The organism is Iningainema tapete BLCC-T55 (assembly GCF_014698965.1).
GTDB classification, from domain to species: domain Bacteria; phylum Cyanobacteriota; class Cyanobacteriia; order Cyanobacteriales; family Nostocaceae; genus Iningainema; species Iningainema tapete.
In genome coordinates this window covers 21,719-43,424 of record NZ_JACXAE010000053.1, presented here as the reverse complement: position 1 = coordinate 43,424, position 21,706 = coordinate 21,719, and the positions used below count along the sequence as shown (strand labels likewise).

Genomic DNA, 21,706 nt, shown 5'->3' with positions numbered 1-21,706 from the left:
ATCCAACATAAATCAAAATCCTACACATTCTTCTTATATGAACAACCCCACACTCACTTGTAAAAACGAACGACGCCGCCGAAAAGTACGCGCTACCCCAAACCTAAATGGCTTGGATTATCTCGAAGTGAGCGACAACCAACAAATGCTGACAGTTTATTTCTTAGGCAAAGCACCTACAGAAATTGCTAAAGAAAATATTCGCATTGAAGGTGGTAGACGCATCACAGATATTCACGTTATTGACCTAGAGATCTGCCGTGAAGAAGACCCAGAATTAGATGATTATATACAAGTCATCGTAGACAAACCAGGGGATTTTTCTCCTTACCTGCTGCGTGTTGTAGAATTGGATAACTACGGTCGTCCAACAAACGATCCCATGCGTGGCTTTGACCCTAGATATGCCCAACTTCAATTCAATTTTAAAGTCAACTGTCCAAACGAATTAGACTGCCAGCAGAGCAATATTTGTCCACAGGAAAAACATCCCGCCCCAGAAATTAACTACCTGGCAAAGGATTATGCTAGTTTTCAAAAATTAATTCTAGATCGCTTGGCATTAACTCTACCTGAGTGGAAAGAACGCCATGTCCCTGATTTGGGCATGACTTTGGTAGAACTGCTGGCTTATGTAGGTGACCATCTCAGTTACTATCAAGATGCGGTTGCTACAGAAGCTTATCTAGAAACTGCTCGTCAGCGTATTTCAGTGCGGCGTCACGCTCGCTTAATTGATTACCAGATGCACGAGGGTTGCAACGCTCGTACTTTGGTATGTGTGGAAACTGATAGCAATCTTCCCCTTGATTCTCAGGATATTTACTTTGTTACAGGTAGCAATAATATCCTAAATGAAAATGAGAGAGTCCTTCCGTCTTCTGATTTAAATAACATCCTCACTCATACCTATGAGGTCTTTGAACCGATGGCAACGGGGATAATCCAACTTTACACCGCACATAATAAGATTTACTTTTATACTTGGGGTGATACAGAATGCTGTCTGTTAAAAGGTGCTACAACCGCAACACTTAAAGATGAATGGATTTCTAAAACAGGTGAACGCAACGAACAAAGTATTTGCTTACCAAAACCGCAACCGGAACCGTCATCCCCAGAACGTCGCTTGAATCTGAAAGTGGACGACATTGTGATTTTTGAAGAAGTGCTGGGTGCAAAAACTGGAAATTCTGCTGATGCAGATCCCACTCATCGCCATGCTGTGCGGTTAACTAAGGTAGAACGTGGTACTGACGCCCTCTACAACCAACCAATTGTAGAAATCGCTTGGGCAGAGGAGGAAGCGCTACCATTTTCTTTATGTATTTCTGCTATTGGTCAGCCACCTGAATGTAAGTTATTGGAAAATATCAGTGTTGTTAGAGCTAATGTTATTTTAGTAGATCACGGTCAAACCATCCGTGATGAAGTTTTGGGAAAAGTACCCCAAAAACCTGCGCCTATTTACTGTGAAGCAGAAAACCAACCCTCAGATGGTGCAATTTTATCTGGTCGGTTCTCACCGAAGTTACAGAAAATACCCCTAACTTTCCGTCAGCCACTACCTGCTCAGGTTTCGGTTTCACGTTTACTTGTGCAAGAACCACATCAAGCATTGCCACAAATTATACTTAGAGATTCACAAGGTCAGGTATGGACACCCCAATTTGATTTACTCGCTAGCAACAGCCAAAACCTTCACTTTGTTGTGGAAATGGACAATGATCGACGGGCGTACTTACGTTTTGGGAATGGTGAGTTGGGAAGGTTACCTGCGGCTGAAACAGAATTTTGGGCAACATATCGAGTCGGTAAAAGTACCTCTGGCAACATTGGCGCAGAAGCCATTACTCACGTAGTCTACCGTAAAACAAAACTCAGTGGTGCTATTCGTAATGTGCGTAACCCTCTACCAGCAAGGGGTGGTAAAGATCCAGAATCCATATCTGAGGTAAAACTTTTTGCTCCTCAGTCATTTCGCAAATCTTTGCAACGAGCAATTACCGCAGATGACTATGCAAGACTTGCACAAAATTATACTGATGAGCAAGGGCGGCGAGTACAAAGGGCTGCGGCAAGCTTGCACTGGATGGGTAGTTGGTATGCAGTACTTGTGGCTGTTGACCCTCTGGGTAAGAAAACGGCGGATGAAGATTTTTTACAAGCTATAACTGCTTATTTATACCGCTATCGCCGGATTGGACATGATTTGAAAGTTGTGGCGGCACGCTATGTACCTCTGGATATTGAGATGACTGTATGCGTGTTACCCCATTCCCTGCGTGGTTATGTTAAAGCTCAATTACTTGAGCGCTTTAGCAACCGCAAGTTACCAGATGGTAGCTTGGGCTTTTTCCACCCAGATAATCTCAGTTTTGGTGACAGTATCACCATGAGTAAGTTGGTAGCGATCGCTTTAGCAGTTCCGGGTGTGGAAAGCGTTACTGTTACCAAACTACAACGTTTGAACGAAGAGCCAAATCACGAACTGGAAAACGGCATTATCCCTTTAGGAGTGGAGGAAATCGCCCAGGTAGATAATGACTCCAGTTTCCCTGAACATGGCAAATTCACTTTAAATTTAAGAGGTGGAAGATGAACAATACTTGTGGCTGCTGTGAGGGGATAGAACAATTGACCCCCACACCAACAATAAATCGACCAGGCTTGAGTGCGATCGCCTATCGAGTGGGAACTCATGGTAGTTTCTTGGAAACTATGCAAGCTAGGCTGTCTAACTTCTATTTAGAGGTTCCATCGCCAAATGATAGCAGTAAAACCCAAAAACTTTACCCTTTACTAGGGTTAAAAACACGGCTTTCATCTGATCCAGCAATTGCTTTTTTGGATGCTTGGGCAATAGTAGCGGATGTGCTGACGTTTTATCAAGAGCGCATTGCCAACGAAGGCTATCTTCGCACCGCTACCGAACGCCGTTCTATCCTAGAACTGGCAAGACTTGTCGGTTATGAACTACGTCCTGGCGTGGCTGCTAGTGTCTACCTTGCCTATACCTTAGAAAATAACCAAAATGTAGAAATTGTTGCCGGAAACCGCGCTCAGAGTTTACCAGAACCAGGTGAACTCCCCCAGTCTTTTGAAACCTCACAAAAATTAATAGCAAAAAGCGCGTGGAACAATCTCAAACCTCGTTTGACTCGCCCACAAAAGCTGAGTCTAGCCACCGATAAACTTTACTTGCAGGGAGTAGCGACAAACCTCAAACCTAATGATCCATTGCTTTTTGTTTCAAGCAACGAGCAAGTTTTGCGGCGGGTTCGCAACGTAGAAGTTCAATCTGCTGAGAACCGCACGCGCATTATCTCACAAGATACATCCACTCAGGCGGTAGCATCAACATCCATCTCCGTTCCTTCACACAAGAAGTTACCGCAACTAGACGATTTAACTGCACCTCTGACCAAACCTCCCTCACGACAACCCGCAAATGAGTTGCGTTTACAGCGTAATATCACTAAAGCATTTAGTAATAAATCAGACAATAATTTCCAGATTTTAACGACCTTCCAACCGCAATTAAGTTCAACGCTGTATGCAGCATGGAGAAATCTCCCCGTTACCGAACCATCGGAAGTAAAAGTTTACGCCTTACGCACTCGTGCTTCCGTATTTGGTCATAATGCACCCCCTAGACGCATCTCTTCCCAAAACAGAGGCGAACCACCAACAGATGAAGAATGGACTTTAGAAAAAATCTCCACAACCGCAGTACCAGAGAACTTTGAGATTGAAGTTGAACTTTCACCTATTGTGAGTATGCCCACTCCTCCTAGAGCTATGGGTTCCCTTGCTCTTACAGGCTGGTTTATGCGAACAAAGATTACAATTGCAGGTCAACAAATAAATGACCCTCCCAGCGAAAACCCACGCCAGCTCACACAGGATACTACTTTCACAATAGACCATCCCGCAGTTCGTGAAACCATCACAGTCACTTACTCGATTGCTGCGAATAATCGGCTAACACCTTTTAACCTGGAATTTCAGTTTAGCCAGCGCCCCTTGGTGGTAAAAATGGGTATTGACGGTGAGAATCATTACAGCGTATCGAGTGCTGGTAGTGACCCTAGCGCTGTGACCATTACTAAGACTAGCGCTGAACCGCCTCCAGTCATAAATCCTACACTAGGTCAAGTACAGACCCGCTTCAATCTCACAGCCAGTGGCAGAGTTAAGAGCCATTCTGTTGCAACTGAAGAAGAAAAAGTTGTTTGGTTGGATGCACCTTATGAACAAATACTACCAGGTAGTTGGGTGGTGGTCGAACGACCAGACAAAAGAATAATTGCCCAAGTTACAGATGTTAGTAACCGCTCCCGCTATGAATACGGTGTTTCCTTCAAGAGTACGCGCTTGGAACTGAGCGAACCTTGGATTAATCCTGCTGAAGATAACTTTACTGTCATTCGGGAAACAGCGGTATTTGCTCAAAATGAAGAACTGGAACTAGTTGAAGAACCAATTCTCGAACCCATTGGCTCTCAGACTAAGAATGGGGCGGAGATTGAGCTAGGCGATTTATACGATGGGTTGGAAGCTGGACGCTGGATAGTGGTTTCTGGCGATCGCGCAGATTTACCTGGTAATATAGGTGGTGTCAAAGCCAGTGAATTAGTGATGTTAGCTGGAGTCGAACAAAGTTACGACCCCGATTTACCTGGAGATAAGACACATACTATTCTGCAACTGGCTAATTCCTTGGCATACTCCTACAACCGCGATACAGTTACCATCTATGGTAATGTTGTTAAAGCTACCCACGGGGAAACCCGCACGGAAGTTCTGGGCAGCGGAGATGGTAGTCAATCATTGCAGTCTTTTACACTCCAATCCCTACCGCTTACCTATTTAAGTGTTCCTACTGCTGCTGGGGCTGCAAGTACTCTAGAAATCCGCGTTAATGATATTCGCTGGCATGAAACCGAAAGCCTTGCCGAACTCAAACCGCAAGACCGCAACTTCATTACTTTAACTGATGACGAAGGCAAAACCACAGTTATTTTTGGGAACGGCGAGCAGGGAGCGCGACCGCCTAGCGGTATAGAAAATATCAAGGCGGTTTACCGCACTGGTATTGGTAAACGAGGGAACGTCAAAGCTGAGCAAGTTAGTCTATTGGCAACTCGACCTTTAGGCGTTAGAAGTGTGATAAATCCGCTACCAGCCACTGGCGGTGCAGACCCAGAAAGCCGCGACCAAGCCCGTCGTAATGCTCCCCTTGCGGTGATGGCGTTAGACCGACTAGTATCAGTACAAGATTATATTGACTTTGCTCGCACCTTTGCTGGAATTGGTAAAGCTAGCGCGACTCGCCTTTGGGATGGACAGCAGCAAATCGTACATTTGACAATTGCTGGTGCTGACGATATTCCCATAGACGAGAACTCTGACCTATACCGTAACTTTGTACAAGCATTGCGCCAGTCCGGCGCTCCCAACCAACCCCTATTGGTAGAAAAACGCGAACTCCTGTTATTGATCATCAATGCCAATTTGCAAATTCTACCCGATTATCAATGGGAAAGCGTCGCCACCAAAGTACGTACCGCCTTGCTAGAGACTTTCAGCTTCCAAAAGCGTGAACTGGGACAAAACGTCTTTCTGAGTGAAGTGATTTCGGCGATCGCAAATACTCCTGGGATTGCTTATGTGGACGTGGATACCTTTGGCGCTATTCCAGAGAAAACCACAGATTTAGAAGCTGGTAAGCGTCGAGTTTTGACACCCACTGAAATTAAAGAAGAAATTCAAAAACTTATCAAACAAAAGAACCCTTCCCGAACGGTAGAAGTCAGCTTGGCAACTTCTGACAAAGGTGTTACCCAACCAGCTCAACTTGCTTACCTCACTCCTTTAGTACCAGATACTCTATTTCTCAACCAAATATTATCATGAGCGATTCCTCAGACCGCCTTTACCAATTACTCCCAGCCTTTTATCACCAACGGGACGCCGAGCAAGGTTTCCCACTCCAGTCATTATTACAAGTTATTGCCGAACAGGTAGATGTTGTTGAAGAAAACATCACCCAGCTTTACGACAACTGGTTTATTGAAACTTGTGAAGATTGGGTAGTTCCTTACATCGCTGACTTGATTGGTTATACTCCGGTACGTGAGACTGGCGAACCAGGAGATGTCAATACTTTACAAGCACAACAACGTAACAAAATCTTGGTTCCGCGCCGAGATGTTGCCAATACTATCCGTTACCGTCGTCGTAAGGGTACTCTAGCATTATTAGAACTCTTAGCTCATGACGTGACTAATTGGCATGGACGAGCAGTAGAGTTTTATACCCTGCTTAGCTGGACGCAACATCTGAAGCATCAGCGTCTATCTCGCGGTCAAACTGTGAACTTACGCCAAGCATTAGACTATTTAGACACCGCATTCAATGAATTTGGTCATAGTATAGAGTTACGCCGTCTTACTTCACAACGAAGTGTACGGAAATACAATATTCTTAATATAGGTCTTTTTATCTGGCGGCTGCAAGCTTATTCTGTAACCCTAACCCCTGCTTACTGCGTAGAAGAAATTGGTTCTAATTGCTACACATTCAGTGTTTTAGGGAACGATACACCCTTGTACAACCACCCCCAACCGGAATTAGAGCCAACCCATATTGCTGAGGAATTAAATCTGCCTGTACCCATCCAGCGCCGCTCTTTTAAATCACTCATAACTGACTTTTACGGTGAAGGGAAAAGTCTGCAAATTTTGGTTGGGAACTCCCGAGAACCAATACCCCCAGATAAAATTGTAGTAGCAAATTTAACAAACTGGTACTACCGACCACTTCCAGATAAAGTTGCGGTTGACCCTGAACTTGGTCGCATCGTCTTTCCTCCTGGTCATCTGCCTAAAAAAGGCGTGTGGGTATCTTATCACTACGGCTTTAGCGCTGATATTGGCGGCGGTGAATATGATCGCCCTCTTTACCAACCCAGAGAATACAAACTATATCAGGTAGGAGAGTTACAAGCACACAAATCCATCAACTCTGCCCTAGAGCAATGGGAACGAGATCGTCCACTCCATGCTATCATTGAAATTACTGATAGTGGTGTATATGTAGAGCCAATCGATATCACCCTCAGCGAAAACCAAAGTTTGCAATTACGTGCTGCCAACCGTAAACGCCCGGTAATTCGCTTGTTAAACTGGCATACTGACATGCCAGATGGGTTAAATATAAATGGTTGTCAAGGTAGCCGCTTGACCTTGGACGGATTAACAATTGTCGGTCGAGGTGTGCAGATAGAAGGCAATTTGTTGAGCATTACCATTCGTCATTCTACCCTTGTACCGGGATGGGGTTTGGCTTGCGACTGCGAACCGCACCGTCCTGCGGAACCAAGTCTTGAACTGTTCAACACCCAAGCTCGCCTCTTGATTGAACACAGCATTATTGGTTCAATTGAAGTTAACCACGATCAGGTTAATTTAGACCCGTTACCTATTACCATTAGTGATAGCATTCTAGATGCTACCAGCAATGAACGAGAAGCGCTCAGCGGACCTGGCTGTGTAATTGCCCACAGTGTCTTGACTGTCCGGCGGAGTACCGTATTTGGAAAAATTTATACCCATGCGATCGCTTTGGCAGAAAACAGCCTCTTTAATGGTTTGGTTAAAGTCGCCCGTCGCCAACAAGGTTGCATACGCTTTTGCTACGTACCTCCATATTCTCGCACGCCCAGACGGTATAACTGCCAACCAGACTTGGTAGAAGCTGCAGTGGTAGAGAAAGTCAACCAAGGAGAATTTGTTAAAGAAGATTTACAAACAGTTCAAGAACAGGAACGCGATCGTGTTCGCCCCCAATACAACAGTACACGCTACGGTACGCCAACTTACTGTCAGTTAGCGGCAACCTGTGCGGAAGAAATTAAGCACGGTGCAGACGATCAGTCAGAAATGGGTGTTTTTCATGATTTATATCAACCCCAACGGGCTGCAAATCTGCAAGCGCGTCTCAATGAATATACACCAGCAGGTATGGAGGTTAGCATTATTTATGCTAGTTAAATTAGACAGTATTCAAAATTATCTCACACAGTTTTAGAGACACGATCTGTCCTAGTGATGAAGATTTAAGCAATTCAAGATTTTTGAGGAGAACAAATATGCAAGGTGAATTTAGAGGAGATTTTAGCCGCAATAGTTTTGACCCCCATAAGCACTTTAGTCGCGTGCTGATGCAACAGGGTCGAGTACAACTGGATGCAGACTGGAATGAACAAGCTGCAATTATAATGCACTACTTGCGAACTCTCGCCGCCGACTTAATTGGTCCTCATGCAGGACAAGGGTTTGTCATCACACCAGTAGCTGAGAATGACACGGGCTTTACCATTGGCGTGGGACACTACTACGTAGATGGTATCTTATGCGAAAATGAAAACGAGCTTTCCTACTACAATCAGGAAGACTATCCAATCAAGAAAGATACTCACAAACTTGAATTTCCAATTCTTGTTTACCTCAATGTTTGGGAGCGTCACATTAGCTACATTGAAGATAATACTATCCGTGAAATTGCTCTAAATGGTGTTGATACTGCAACACGCGCCAAAATTGTTTGGCAAGTTAAAACAGAGAAGTTAGAAAGTGCTACTAGTTGTGATGAGATCAAACCAGCTTGGGGAGAGTTAGTAGAAAAATGGCAACCCAAGAACCGGGGTATGTTAAAAGCTAGAGTTCATAAAAAAGTAGACACTAACACTAACAATTGTATGATTCATCCTGATGCCCGCTACCATGGTGTAGAAAACCAACTATATCGAGTAGAAATTCATAAAGGTGGAAAGGCTGATGGGGAAGCTACCTTCAAATGGTCACGGGAAAACAGTTCCATTGCTTTTCGCTTGTTGAAGCAAAATGGTAACAACCTCACCTTGAGTAGCACAGGACGAGATTCCATCACGGGGATTAGCTGTGGACAATGGATTGAGTTAACCGACGACACTCATGAACTTTTAGGAAAACCAGGAACGCTCGTCAAAGTCGTCAAAGTTGAAGGTAACGTCTTGACTATCGACAGTTCCATTAATCTGAGCGATTTCCCGCGTAATCCCAAAGTACGTCGTTGGGATTATCAAGGTAAAAAAGATACTACTCAAAAAACAGCAGAATTATTACCTCTAAGTGATGACAACGCGCTTAGTATTGTTGAGGGCGAAGGTGACCAGCGTTGGTTAACCCTAGAAAATGGCATACAAATCCAGTTTCAACCAGGGGCTACTTACCGTACTGGTGATTACTGGTTAATTCCAGCACGTACTGCTACAGGAGATATACTGTGGAAACAAAATTTACACGGCGAACCAGCAGCTTTATCACCTCACGGGATTGAGTATCACTACGCACCACTTGCTATAGTTGTGTCCTCTGAACGTCACTCGTCCTGTCGGCAAGAACTGAGGTTGATGCGGTAGGGCAATTTAGAGCGATCGCCTCTAAAATTGATCTAAAATACACATTTTGTCGATGAGTGGCATGAAACGCATCGTCTTAATTGCCGGGTTTGAATCTTTCAATGCTGACTTGTACCGGAAGGCAGCTTTTTTGGCTAACTCTCGTTGTCAGGAGTTAGACATTCGGGTATTTAGCGATCGCGATATTACCACCAAGCGCCCAGAGGTGGAAGCAGCACTCCAAAACGCCGATGTGTTTTTTGGTAGCTTGCTATTTGACTATGATCAGGTATTGTGGTTACGCGATCGCATTTCTCATATCCCCATCCGCCTCGTATTTGAGTCAGCCTTAGAATTGATGGCTGTTACCAAACTAGGTGCATTTGCCATTGGCGACAAACCCAAAGGAATGCCCAAACCAGTTAAATTCATCCTCGACAAATTTAGCAATGGACGAGAAGAAGATAAACTTGCAGGTTATATTAGCTTTTTAAAAGTAGGACCAAAACTGTTGAAATACGTGCCAGTGCAAAAAGTACAAGACTTACGCAACTGGCTAATTATATATGGTTACTGGAATGCAGGCGGACCAGAAAACGTTGCCGCATTATTCTGGACAATAGCAGAGAAATACTTGGGTGTAAAGGTAGGTGACATCCCCTCCCCCATCGAAACCCCCAACATAGGGCTATTACATCCAGATTTCCAAGGTTATTTTGAATCACCACAAGCATACCTAGAATGGTATCAAAACAGGGTAATGGGGAAAATAAGCAATGCCCAATGCCCAGTAGTCGGTATTCTCCTCTACCGCAAACACGTAGTTACCAAACAACCATACATTCCCCAACTAATTCGTCGTTTTGAAGAAGCTGGTTTAATTCCCTTACCCATCTTCATCAACGGTGTGGAAGGGCATGTAGCAGTGCGCGATTGGATGACAACTGACTACGAACAACAGCAAAGACAACTTGGTAAAGTAGAAACTCCCTCTCTTTCTCCTGTTGCAGTCAAAGTTGATGCGATCGTCTCTACGATTGGCTTTCCCTTAGTAGGAGGACCAGCAGGTTCAATGGAAGCAGGGCGACAAACGCAAGTTGCTGTAAAAATTCTCTCCGCTAAGAATGTACCATATATCGTAGCTGCACCACTACTAATACAAGACATTCATTCTTGGACACGCCAAGGTATCGGCGGCTTGCAAAGTGTTGTTTTATATGCATTACCAGAATTAGATGGAGCAATAGACACCATTCCTCTTGGTGGTTTGGTTGGAGAAAATATTTATTTGATTCCCGAACGAGTACAAAGATTAATAGGTAGAGTAAAAAACTGGATATCTCTCAGACAAAAACCTGTATCCGAAAAGAAGATTGCAATTATTTTGTATGGTTTTCCACCTGGTTACGGTGCTGTGGGAACTGCAGCTTTGTTGAATGTACCCCGCAGTTTACTCAAATTTCTTCAGGCTCTTAAAGAGCAAGGTTATACTGTGGGGGATTTACCTGCGGATGGGGAGGAGTTGATTCGTAGGGTGAAGGAAGCGGATGAAAACCCCTCCCCAACCCTCCCCGTCTACGGGGAGGGAGTTAATTTCCCCCGCGTCAATGGGGAGGGAGTTCAATTCCCCCCCGTTTACGGGGGGGTTAGGGGGGGTTCTACTGTTAATGTGAGAACTCTAGAAAAATGGTTGGGCTATCTCCGTACATCCCGCATTGAAAAGCAATGGAAGTCGCTTACTGGTACAGGAATTAAAACCTATGGCGATGAATTCCATATTGGTGGTATTCAGTTAGGTAACATTTGGATCGGTGTACAACCTCCTTTGGGTATACAAGGTGATCCGATGCGGTTGATGTTTGAGCGTGATTTAACTCCTCATCCTCAGTATGCTGCTTTTTATAAGTGGTTGCAGTTAGGATTTGCTGCTGATGCTGTGGTTCATTTTGGAATGCATGGTACTGTGGAATGGTTGCCGGGATCTCCTTTGGGTAATACTGGTTATTCTTGGTCTGATATTTTGTTGGGAGATTTGCCTAATCTATATATATATGCGGCGAATAATCCTTCGGAGTCGATTTTGGCAAAGCGTCGCGGTTATGGGGTTTTGATTTCTCATAATGTTCCTCCTTATGGTAGGGCTGGTTTGTATAAGGAGTTGGTGGTTTTGCGGGATTTGATTTCGGAGTATCGTGAAGATCCTGTGAAGAATTATGCGCTTAAGGAGCCAATTTGTCAGAAGATTTTGGATTCTGGTTTGGATGCTGATTGTGCTTTTGCGGATGGGAAAAGGTTGGGGATTGGGTTTAGTGTGGAGAATGTGCGGTTGTTTAGCGATCGCGTTTTTGATGAGTATTTGGTGCGGTTGTACGAGTATTTGCAGGTTTTGGAGGGTAGGTTGTTTTCTTCTGGGTTGCATACGCTAGGGGATGTGCCGGGGGAGGAGGAGATGGCGGGGTATTTGGATGGGTATTTTGGAGGAAATGAACCGCAAAGGCGCGAAGGGCGCGAAGAGGAAGAAAGAGAAGTGAGGGAGTTGTTGGGGCAGGGTGGTGATGAGTTGCGGAGTTTGTTGCGGGGGTTGAGTGGGGAGTATATTTTGCCTGCTCCTGGGGGTGATTTGTTGCGGGATGGTGCGGGGGTTTTGCCTACGGGAAGGAATATTCATGCTTTGGATCCTTATCGGATGCCTTCGGCTGGTGCTTATGCGAGAGGAAGGGAGGTTGGTAAAAAGATTATTGCTGGGCATTTGCAGGAGTTTGGGTGTTATCCGGAGACTGTGGCGGTGATGTTATGGGGTTTGGATGCGATTAAGACTAAGGGTGAGTCTTTGGGTATTGTTTTGGAGTTGGTGGGTGCTTTCCCTGTAAATGAGGGTACTGGGCGGATTGTTCGTTATGAGCTTTTGCCTTTGGCTGAGGTGGGGCATCCTCGTGTTGATGTTTTGGCGAATTTGTCGGGGATTTTTCGTGATAGTTTTGTGAATGTGATTGAGTTGTTGGATGATTTGTTTGCGCGGGCGGCGGATGTGGATGAGCCGGAGGAGGAGAATTTTATTCGGAAACATGGTTTGGCGTTGCGGGCGCAAGGTGTGGAGAATGTTTCTGCGCGGTTGTTTTCTAATCCGGCGGGTGATTTTGGCTCTTTGGTGAATGAGCGTGTGGTTGATGGTGGTTGGGAGTCTGGAGATGAGTTGGGTGATACTTGGCAAGGTCGTAATGTTTTTAGTTATGGTAGAAAGGATAAGGGTGAAGCTAGACCTGAGGTGCTGACTCAGTTATTGCAAAGTACTAGTCGAATTGTTCAGGAAATTGATTCGGTTGAGTACGGTTTGACTGATATTCAAGAGTATTACGCTAATACGGGTGGTTTGAAGAAGGCTGCAGAAAAACAACGTGGTGAGAAAGTTACCACTAGTTTTGTGGAGAGTTTTTCTCAGGATACGACTCTACGTAATTTGGATGATTTGCTGCGGATGGAGTATCGCACTAAGTTGCTCAATCCTAAGTGGGCGGAGGCGATGGTAAATCAAGGTTCGGGTGGTGCTTTTGAAATTTCTCAACGGATGACTGCTTTGATTGGTTGGGGCGGTACTGCAGATTTTACTGATGATTGGGTATACGATCAAGCGGCGGATACTTATGCTTTTGATTCCGAAATGGCAGAAAAGTTGCGTCAGGCAAATCCTGAAGCTTTTAGGAATATTGTGGGAAGAATGCTAGAAGCTCACGGACGCGGTTTTTGGCAACCTGGTGAGCAGAAGTTACACAAGTTACGCGATTTGTATGAGTTAACAGATGAGGAGATTGAGGGTGTGAGAGTTTAACAATTGGGTTGAGCAAGCGAGGCTGGGTGAAAAAGCGAAAATTTTCTGCTGGACTGCTAGATTGGAGTTATGCCCGTAGCTAGTAAAACTTACCAACGGATTGTGTGTTTGATATGAAGAAAAAGAATCAAGTAGTCTACTCCTTTTTGAGAAGCGCTATTGTCTTTTCACCATTCCTGCTGTCTGTTGGTTTTGCCCGTTCTCAATCTATCCCATCTGCCTCTGTTGGGCTAACCCCCGCATCCCAATACCACCAATTAGCACAAGTTCCCGCAAATCGCCTTCGCGAACAAGTAGAGTCTGAAGTAGATAACGCTTTGCAGCGTCGAAGTAACTCGCTTAATATCTGGCTTGTTATACTTACTCTACTCCCGGTTGCGGTGATTGTTGCGTTGTGGTTTTTGCGTAAGGCGATCGCTCGTGATTTGGCTAAACAAGCGATGGAACAGCTAAATGGACTCGGAGAGTTACAAAATCAGTTAAGAAGTGTTAAACTGGAAGCGGAAAAAACTATACAGCAAGCTAAAAGTATCACAAATCAATTAGAAAAAGAAGCAGAAGCTCTTCAACAAAAGATAAATCTCGAAAAAGAAAGTTTATCTCGACTTCCCTCTGTTATATCTCAATCACAGGAACAAGCAATAGCACAATTAGAGCAATTAATCAAGAACTCTAAGCAAGAGGTTGAAACTCTAGAGTCAGAATTTGCTTCTCAAGTGTCTGATTTACAGTTGGCTACTCAACAACAAAGACACAAAACTATTGAAAGTTTACAAAAGCTCCAATCTGAGTTTTCAGACCAAGTGTCGGAATTACAGCAAGGTATTCAACACCATAAAGATGAAGCTATAGAGACTATAGATAAATCAAAGTCTGAGTTCGGTTCTCAAATATTAGAATTGCAGTCAGAAACTGAGCAACAAAAGAATACAACTCTCAACAATTTACGAGAATTACAGTTGGAAACTGAGCAAGAAAAGAGTAAAGTTATAAATAATTTACAACAATTGCAGTCGGAAACTGAGCAAGAAAAGAGTAAAATATTCAATAAGTTACAGCAATTACAGTCGGAAACTGAGCAAGAAAAAAGTAAAGTTTTGGAGAATATAATTAAAGAATTATCATTAGAAACTGAGAGACAAAAGAGTAAAGTTCTGGAAAGTTTACAACAATATACGTTGGAGACTGAGCAACAAAAAAATCAAATCCTGAACAATTTACAACAATTACAATCAGAATTTGTATCACAGATAACAGAATTTCAGGAAGATGCTCAACAAAAGAAAGATGTAACTGTTGATAATTTAGGCAAATTAGAATCTCAATTTACATCTCAATTATCGGAAATCCAGTTAGACGCACAGCAAAAGAAGAATAAATTAATTGATAATTTAGAGCAATGGCAGCCAGAATTTACATCGAAAATATCTGAATTGCAGGAGGATGCTCAAAGACGAAAGGAGTTACTCATAGAGGATTTAGAACAATCTAGGGCTGAAGTTGCAAGTCAATTATCAGAATTACAAGCAGATGCGCAAATACAAAGGGACAAAGTTATTCTCAAATTAGAGAAATTACAATCAGAATTTATAGAGAAAATAGCAGATTTGCAAGAAGACGCTCAAGAAGAAAAAGAGTTAATTATCGAGGAATTAGAAAAATCTAGAGAGGAGGTTACCCAGCAGTTTTCCGAATTACGATTAAACGCACAACAACAAAAAGAAATTATCAAGCAAAGATTAATAAAATTAGAGTCGGAGTTTACATCTCAATTATCTAAATTGCAGAGAGATGCACAAAATAGAAAAGACTTAATTATTAAGCAATTTTCGTCAGTTGCATCTCCACCTATGCTCAATGCGGCTCCGGAAGTTGTAGAAATAAAACAAGAAGAACCCCAAGAAGTAACAGAAGTAGAGGAGGTAATACCTGTACCAACAGAGAATTATCTACAACAGGGAGATGATTTGTTATCTCAAAAGCGTTATGAAGAGGCGATCGCAACTTACACAAAAACATTAGAAATTCAGCCAGAAAACTATGTTGCTTGGTTAAATCAAGGGATCGCTTTGGCAAGGTTGAAACGGTATAAAGAAGCGATCGCCTGCTACAATAAGGCAATTCGATTGAAACCAGATTACCATCAAGCATGGTGTGATTTGGGTGTAGCTTTGGGATTTTTGCAGCGCAATAAAGATGCTTTTGCCGCTTTTAATAAAGCGACGCAAATAAAACCAGATGATGGGGTAGCATGGTTTAATAGAGGTCTTGTTCTTGATGAGTTAGAGGAATATGAAGAAGCGATCGCTTCTTTTGACAAAGCGATTGAATTAAAGCCAGACTCCTTCAAAGCTTGGAACAACCGAGGTTATGCTTTAGTTAGACTAGGAAATGATGATGAAGCGATTGAAAGTTTTGACAAAGCGTTAGAAATTAAACCAGATTATGCCAGTGCTTTTTATAACAAAGCAGCTTGTTACGCTTTGCAAAGAAAAGTTGAGTTAGCCGTAGAGAATTTGCAAGCAGCGATCGAGCTAAATCCAAGTTATAAAGAAGAAGCAGAAACTGACATAGATTTTGATGAAATTGCAGGCGAGCGACGCTTTCAACAGTTAATTGCGAGGGTGTAAGTAGTACAATAGGCTTTTATACACAATAAAGTGCGTAATTGTGATTAACGGATACGAAAACACTCTAACTGATTTAATCAAACTTCTTGAAGCATCTCGTCGTGCTGCCGCTCGTTCAATCAATGCAATCATGACAGCCACTTATTGGGAAATCGGGCGGCGGATTGTAGAACTTGAGCAGGGTGGAGAGAAAAGAGCAGAGTACGGAGCGGCAGTATTAAAAAGGCTTTCAGGAGATTTGACAGCGAGATTTGGGAAAGGTTTTTCTGAGCGTAATTTAGAACAGATGCGGCGTTTTTACCTAGAATGGCAAATTCCGCAGACGCTGTCTGCGGAATTTAATATATCCACTGTAGCAAAAGAATTCCCGTTGCCTTGGTCGCATTATGTTCGCCTGCTATCAGTTAAGAACACAGAAGCTAGAAAATTTTATGAAAGTGAAGCACTACGGGCAGGCTGGAGCGAAAGACAACTCAAAAGACAAATAGAAAGTCAATTTTACGAAAGAATAGCACTTTCGCAAAACAAAGCTTCATTACTGAAAAATAGCGCAGAGCAGTTACAAGAAGATATTGTAACACCAGAGCAGGAAATTAAAGACTCATTTGTATTAGAATTTTTAGGTTTGAAGGATGAATATTCAGAAAGTGATTTAGAACAAGCATTAATTGATAATCTGGAAAACTTTTTACTAGAATTAGGAAGTGAATTTGCTTTTGTTGCTCGTCAGAAACGTTTGCGTATTGGCGATGAATGGTATAGGGTAGATTTATTATTCTTCCATCGTGTATTGAAATGTCTTATAGTAATTGATTTGAAGCTAGGTAAACTAACACCTGCTGATACTGGACAAATGAATTTTTATGTTAACTATGCCAGAGAACATTGGACATACCCAGGAGAAAATCCTCCAGTTGGGCTAATACTGTGTAGCGAGAAAGATGAAGCTGTTGCACGCTATGCATTAACTAATTTACCAAATATTCTAGCCGCAGAATATCAACTACAACTACCCGACGAAGAAAAGCTTGCTTCTCAGATAGAAGAAGCTAGGAAGGCTATAGAAGAAAAAAGGTTACTTTAAATCAATTAGTGCCTCTACTAGGGCTTGATTTTGATCATCAGTACCTACAGTGATGCGGAGTTTATCTTCCAATCCTGGTTGCTGGAAGTAGCGCACCAGAATACCTTGTTCCTTAAGCTTTTGATAGAGATAGGATGCATTTCCTTGGGGAGGCTGCACTAGTAAGAAGTTAGTTTGGGAATCCCACACTCGGAAACCTAATTTTTTTAAGTCTGTGGCTAGTTTAGTCCGCGATGTTTTTACCTTGGCAACACAAGCATTTTTATAAGCTTGATCGGTGATTGCCGCTGCTCCAACCTTACAGGCGATCGCATCTATATTATAGCTATCTTTCACCTTATAAAGTCCACTTAATAGATGTGGATTTCCTATGCTAAAACCCAGTCGTATTCCTGCCAACGAGTAACCTTTAGAAAGCGTGCGAATCACAATTACATTCTCGTATTCCTTAACTAACGCCAGTGCATCCTCCTCAGCAAAATCTACATAAGCTTCGTCAATTACCAACACTCCAGATAACTTGCTTGCTAGCACCCGCATTTCATCAGTTGGTACGACATGCCCTGAAGGACTATTGGGTGATGCAATAAATGTCACAGAACCATTGACAGCAATCAGTTCCTCTAAAGGTAAGCGGTAATCCTCACCGTAAGGAATTTCCATAATCTCCGCTGCCTGAACTTGTGTTAAAGTTTTATACAACACATAGGTGGGTACAGGGTATACTACCTTGCGCCCTGGTTCTGCACAAGCGCGAATCATCAAATTCAACAAATCATCACTGCCATTCCCGACTATAATCCAGTCACTGGGAACTCCCAAGACTTTACTAGCTGCTTGCTGAAACTCTTGTGCGAATGCATTGGGATATCGTCGCAACAACTCCCCGTCAAAATTGCGCAGCACTGCCATCACTGCAGGTGTTGGAGGATAGGGGTTTTCGTTGCTGTTGAGTTTGATAATTTGGATACCAGGTTTAGGCTGTTCACCAGGAACGTAGCCAGCCATTGCCTCTACATTAGCGCGAAAGTATTCAGTCATGGCGCACCTTTTTAGAGTTAGCAACCCGCAGTCAAAGCTCTTGTGCTGACTACAAACTTTAAATATTTTACTTTTCTCTTGCTACTTAAATAATTATACTTGGTTGGGTTTACCGTACCAATATCTGGCAATTTTCCACACCTCAAAATACCTCATCTTCTTGTTCGGTAATCATCATCCCCAAGTGATAACAACCGAATTTACAACTTATTTTTTAAGCCATAACATAAGAATCAAAGCAAGCAATTAAGTTGCAAAACAAACTGAAAGGAGGATAAATCGATATGCTATCTCGTCACAACCCTTGGCAAGAATTCAACACTCTCCAACGTCAAATTAACCGCTTGTTTGAAGATAACATATCACCAACATCAATTGAAAGCTCTGTTGCACGAGTTCCAGCAGCGGAAATCAAAGAAACAGAAAATGCAATTCACCTGAAAATAGAACTTCCAGGAATGGAAGCCAAAGACTTAGATATTCAAGTAACAGAGAATGCTGTTGCTATTAGTGGCGAGCGCAAGTCTGAAAACAAGACTGAAGAAAACGGTGTGTTTAAGAGCGAATTCCACTACGGCAAATTCCAGCGCGTGATTCCTCTACCTACTCGCATTCAAAACACCAACGTTGCAGCAGAATACAAAAATGGTATTTTGAATTTGACACTACCAAAGACTGAACAAGAAAAGAACAAAGTTGTCAAAGTGAACTTAGCTTAAGCTGCTGGTTAATTGGTAGTAAAGAATGATTTATTAGTACATGGCTATGAAGCCCAGAACTCAAGTTCAAGGCTTCATAGCCCTCGTCCGTTTTAACGGACTGAAATATATTTCAAGTGAGCTTTAGCTTACATCAAAATTCTCTCTCGACAAACAGTACCGAACGGCTTTTGTTAAATAAAAACTAGTATCATACAGTAGCTACAACCAACTAAGAGTGGTATGTATGGGGGTGGGTTCGGGTTTACGACCGGGGGTATCTATGCGTTTGAACTTGGAACAAGTTTTCGGGGGAATTCTAAGTAGTACATTTGTCTTGGCTGCAAATTGTGCGATCGCCCAAATTACCCCGGATGGTACTCTTCCAAATAATTCCATCGTCACGCCAGATGGCAGCACCCTCAATATCACAGGCGGAACGCAAGCAGGCGGTAATCTGTTCCACAGTTTCTCTGAGTTTTCTGTTCTCACTGATAGCGAAGCAATATTTAACAATGCTGTTGACATTGAGAACATTATTAGTAGAGTAACGGGTGGGTCAGTTTCTAATATTGATGGGTTAATTAAAGCGTCAGGCAATGCTAACCTATTTCTGATCAATCCCAATGGGATTATATTTGGGCCAAAAGCCAGTTTGAATATTGGCGGTTCATTTATTGGTAGTACTGCTATTCGTATAAATTTTGCCGATGACACCTTCTTTAGTGCCACTGCTTCAAACACCCCCCCTCTATTAACGGTTAGCGTTCCTTTGGGGTTGCAATTCGGTTCAAATCCAGGAACAATTAAGGTAACAGGACCAGGGCACTCAATCGTCTATCCTGAGAATATTACTAGCACAAGACTGTTTCCCCAGTTTGACACTAGCGTTACTCAATTGCAAGTCAAATTTGGGCAAACCTTAGCATTAGTGTCAGAGAATGTGTCGGTTGAGGGTGGTATTCTCAAGGCACCAGCAGGACGTATTGAAATCGGCAGTGTGAACAATGGGACTGTGAATCTCGTCCCGGTACTAGAGGGGTGGAAGCTTTCTTATTCTGGCGCTCCCAGTTTTGGCGACGTTCAGTTTTCTGGTAAATCGTTCGTGAGTACAACAGGAGTTGGTGGTGGGGGAATTGCTCTTGCTGGTGATTTCATTCGTCTGGGTGGACAGTCAATTATAGTCACTGATACCCAAGGCGATCTTCACGGGGGAGAAATCAGCATTGTGGGCAAACAGGTAAATGTCAATGAGTCCATCATCAGCTCTATCGCCTACAGTTCGGGGAATGGCGGACAAATTAAGCTGATTGCCAACAACATCACCTTTGAGAATAACAGTGGCGTGAGTACTCAGAGATTAGGCACAGGTAACGCGGGAACAATCAGCATTAATGCGAATTCTCTTGCGCTCAAAAATTCGGTGCAGCTCAGAAGCGATGCGGCGGGAAATAGCACAGGTAACGCCGGAGAAATCAACATTAATATCGCAGGTCCAATCAAATTTCAGGACATAATTGGTATAAATACTAACATTTATGGCAATGGTGACGCTGGAAAAATCAACATTACTGCAAATTCTTTGCTGAGCGAAAATAATGTAGGCATAGGTAGTCAGACGTACAGCGACATAGGTAACGCCGGAGAAATCAACATTAATGTCGCAGGTTCATTAGTGCTAAACGGAGTTGGTATAATTACCGATTCCTTTAGGAAGGTTAACGCTGGAAATATCAACCTGAGTGCAAATTCTTTGCAAATTGAAAATTCGGGGATCAAGAACCGTGCGTTCAACAAAGGTAACGCCGGAGAAATCAACTTTAATGTTGCAGGCTCGTTGGAGATACTACGGTACACAGATATAAACAGTAGCACATATGACACGGGTGACGCTGGAAAAATCAATATCAGTGCAAATTCTTTGCGGATTGAAAATTCATCAGTCAATAGCATTACGGGTAAAAGTAGCACAGGTAACGCAGGAGGCATCAACATTACAGTGGCAGACCGCATCAACTTACCGAACAAGGCAAATGTAAGTACCAACTCTGAGGGCACGGGCGATGCTGGAAAAATTAGCATTGTGGCAGATACCATTACACTTGACAATAAAAGTCTGATTAATGCGACCTCCACATCGGGTAGGGGTGGAGATATTGAAGCTCACATCGGAAACTTACTTTTATTGCGTCGTGAGAGTTCCATCTCTACTAGTGCGGGTAATGACCAGACAGGTGGTGATGGTGGCAACATTGCCATCAATGCTCGCAATGGCTTTATCGTCGCAGTACCAGATGAAAACAGTGACATTACAGCCAATGCATTCAGTGGTAAGGGAGGGAGAATCACCATTAGGGCTGCTGATATATTTGGAATTACGCCACTGAGTCAAAAGGAGCTAGAGCGGTTACGCCCTAAAGATTTAGAACCAAGTCAGTTATTAACAAATGACATCACCGCCATTTCGCAAACGAGCCCAAATTTTAGCGGTATTATAGAACTCAACATACCATATATTGATGCTAACTTTGGCTTAGTAGAACTGCCCACGAATCTAGCTGATGCTTCAAATCAAATTGACACAAGCTGCGCTGTTGGTAGTAAGCAAAGAGGCACTTCATTTACTATCACCGGACGCGGTGGATTAGCTCCCAGTCCCGATAATATATTGACACCTGATGCAGTGCTAGTGGATTTAATTACTCTCAACCCTAACAGTGACAACCGCTCCCCATCGTTTGTCAGCGCCAAACCAACTAGCACTACACCAGAACGCATCGTAGAAGCTACTGGGTGGGTGATTAATGAAAAAGGAGAAGTGGTTCTTACAGCTAATACACCCACTACGCCTCATAGTCCTTGGCAGAAACCCGCTCTTTGCACTGGTTCTTAGCCGAAGCGGCGATCTGGTGTTAACCCTAGTCTAACTGGCTAGAAGGGATCTTGCTCTTAGCGACTTATACTGTGTTGGGTTTAACATTC

The 21,706-nt window shown here is 43.1% G+C and carries 10 protein-coding genes; 9 read left to right on the top strand and 1 reads right to left on the bottom strand.

Going from position 1 to position 21,706, the window contains the following annotated elements; translation table 11 throughout:
* Positions 1-37: 37 nt before the first annotated feature.
* The 7 genes from ICL16_RS15125 to ICL16_RS47245 all read left to right on the top strand — a co-directional run bounded on the left by ICL16_RS15125 (position 38) and on the right by ICL16_RS47245 (position 16,985).
* A complete protein-coding gene (locus ICL16_RS15125) occupies positions 38-2,602 on the top strand; it encodes a putative baseplate assembly protein (RefSeq protein ID WP_190829112.1) in 2,565 nt (854 codons plus the stop codon).
* On the top strand, positions 2,599-5,919 hold the full coding sequence (locus ICL16_RS15120; protein WP_190829111.1) for a putative baseplate assembly protein: 3,321 nt from the start codon (positions 2,599-2,601) through the stop codon (positions 5,917-5,919). The genes ICL16_RS15125 and ICL16_RS15120 overlap by 4 nt, the downstream gene beginning before the upstream one ends.
* Complete coding sequence (locus ICL16_RS15115; RefSeq protein WP_190829109.1) at positions 5,916-8,057, top strand: hypothetical protein; 2,142 nt, start codon at positions 5,916-5,918, stop codon at positions 8,055-8,057. The genes ICL16_RS15120 and ICL16_RS15115 overlap by 4 nt, the downstream gene beginning before the upstream one ends.
* Before the next feature lie 98 nt (positions 8,058-8,155).
* Positions 8,156-9,466 (top strand): DUF6519 domain-containing protein, encoded by a 1,311-nt coding sequence (locus ICL16_RS15110; RefSeq protein ID WP_190829107.1) that lies wholly within the window; start codon positions 8,156-8,158, stop codon positions 9,464-9,466.
* A gap of 61 nt (positions 9,467-9,527) precedes the next feature.
* Positions 9,528-13,271 carry a magnesium chelatase subunit H gene (gene bchH / locus ICL16_RS15105; protein ID WP_190829105.1) on the top strand — a complete coding sequence of 1,248 codons (3,744 nt, stop codon included), beginning with the start codon at positions 9,528-9,530 and terminating at the stop codon, positions 13,269-13,271.
* A 113-nt stretch (positions 13,272-13,384) separates the two neighbouring features.
* The gene (locus tag ICL16_RS15100; protein WP_190829103.1) at positions 13,385-15,901 is read left to right on the top strand and encodes a tetratricopeptide repeat protein; all 2,517 of its coding nucleotides are present in this window, start codon (positions 13,385-13,387) and stop codon (positions 15,899-15,901) included.
* Positions 15,902-15,941: 40 nt separating this feature from the next.
* Positions 15,942-16,985, top strand: a complete 1,044-nt coding sequence (locus ICL16_RS47245; RefSeq protein WP_190829101.1) for a PDDEXK nuclease domain-containing protein — start codon at positions 15,942-15,944, stop codon at positions 16,983-16,985.
* Here the strand turns inward: ICL16_RS47245 and hisC are convergent.
* Entirely contained in the window at positions 16,977-18,026 is a 1,050-nt protein-coding gene (hisC, locus tag ICL16_RS15090; protein WP_190829099.1) for a histidinol-phosphate transaminase, read from the bottom strand. The two genes, ICL16_RS47245 and hisC, sit on opposite strands and share 9 nt — an antisense overlap.
* A gap of 284 nt (positions 18,027-18,310) precedes the next feature.
* On the opposite strand from hisC, the gene ICL16_RS15085 reads away from it, so the two are divergent.
* Together ICL16_RS15085 and ICL16_RS15080 are read left to right on the top strand one after the other, a co-directional pair.
* On the top strand, positions 18,311-18,745 hold the full coding sequence (locus tag ICL16_RS15085) for an Hsp20/alpha crystallin family protein (RefSeq protein ID WP_190829097.1): 435 nt from the start codon (positions 18,311-18,313) through the stop codon (positions 18,743-18,745).
* 262 nt (positions 18,746-19,007) lie between these two features.
* The gene (locus ICL16_RS15080; RefSeq protein ID WP_190829095.1) at positions 19,008-21,617 is read left to right on the top strand and encodes a two-partner secretion domain-containing protein; all 2,610 of its coding nucleotides are present in this window, start codon (positions 19,008-19,010) and stop codon (positions 21,615-21,617) included.
* Positions 21,618-21,706: the final 89 nt, after the last annotated feature.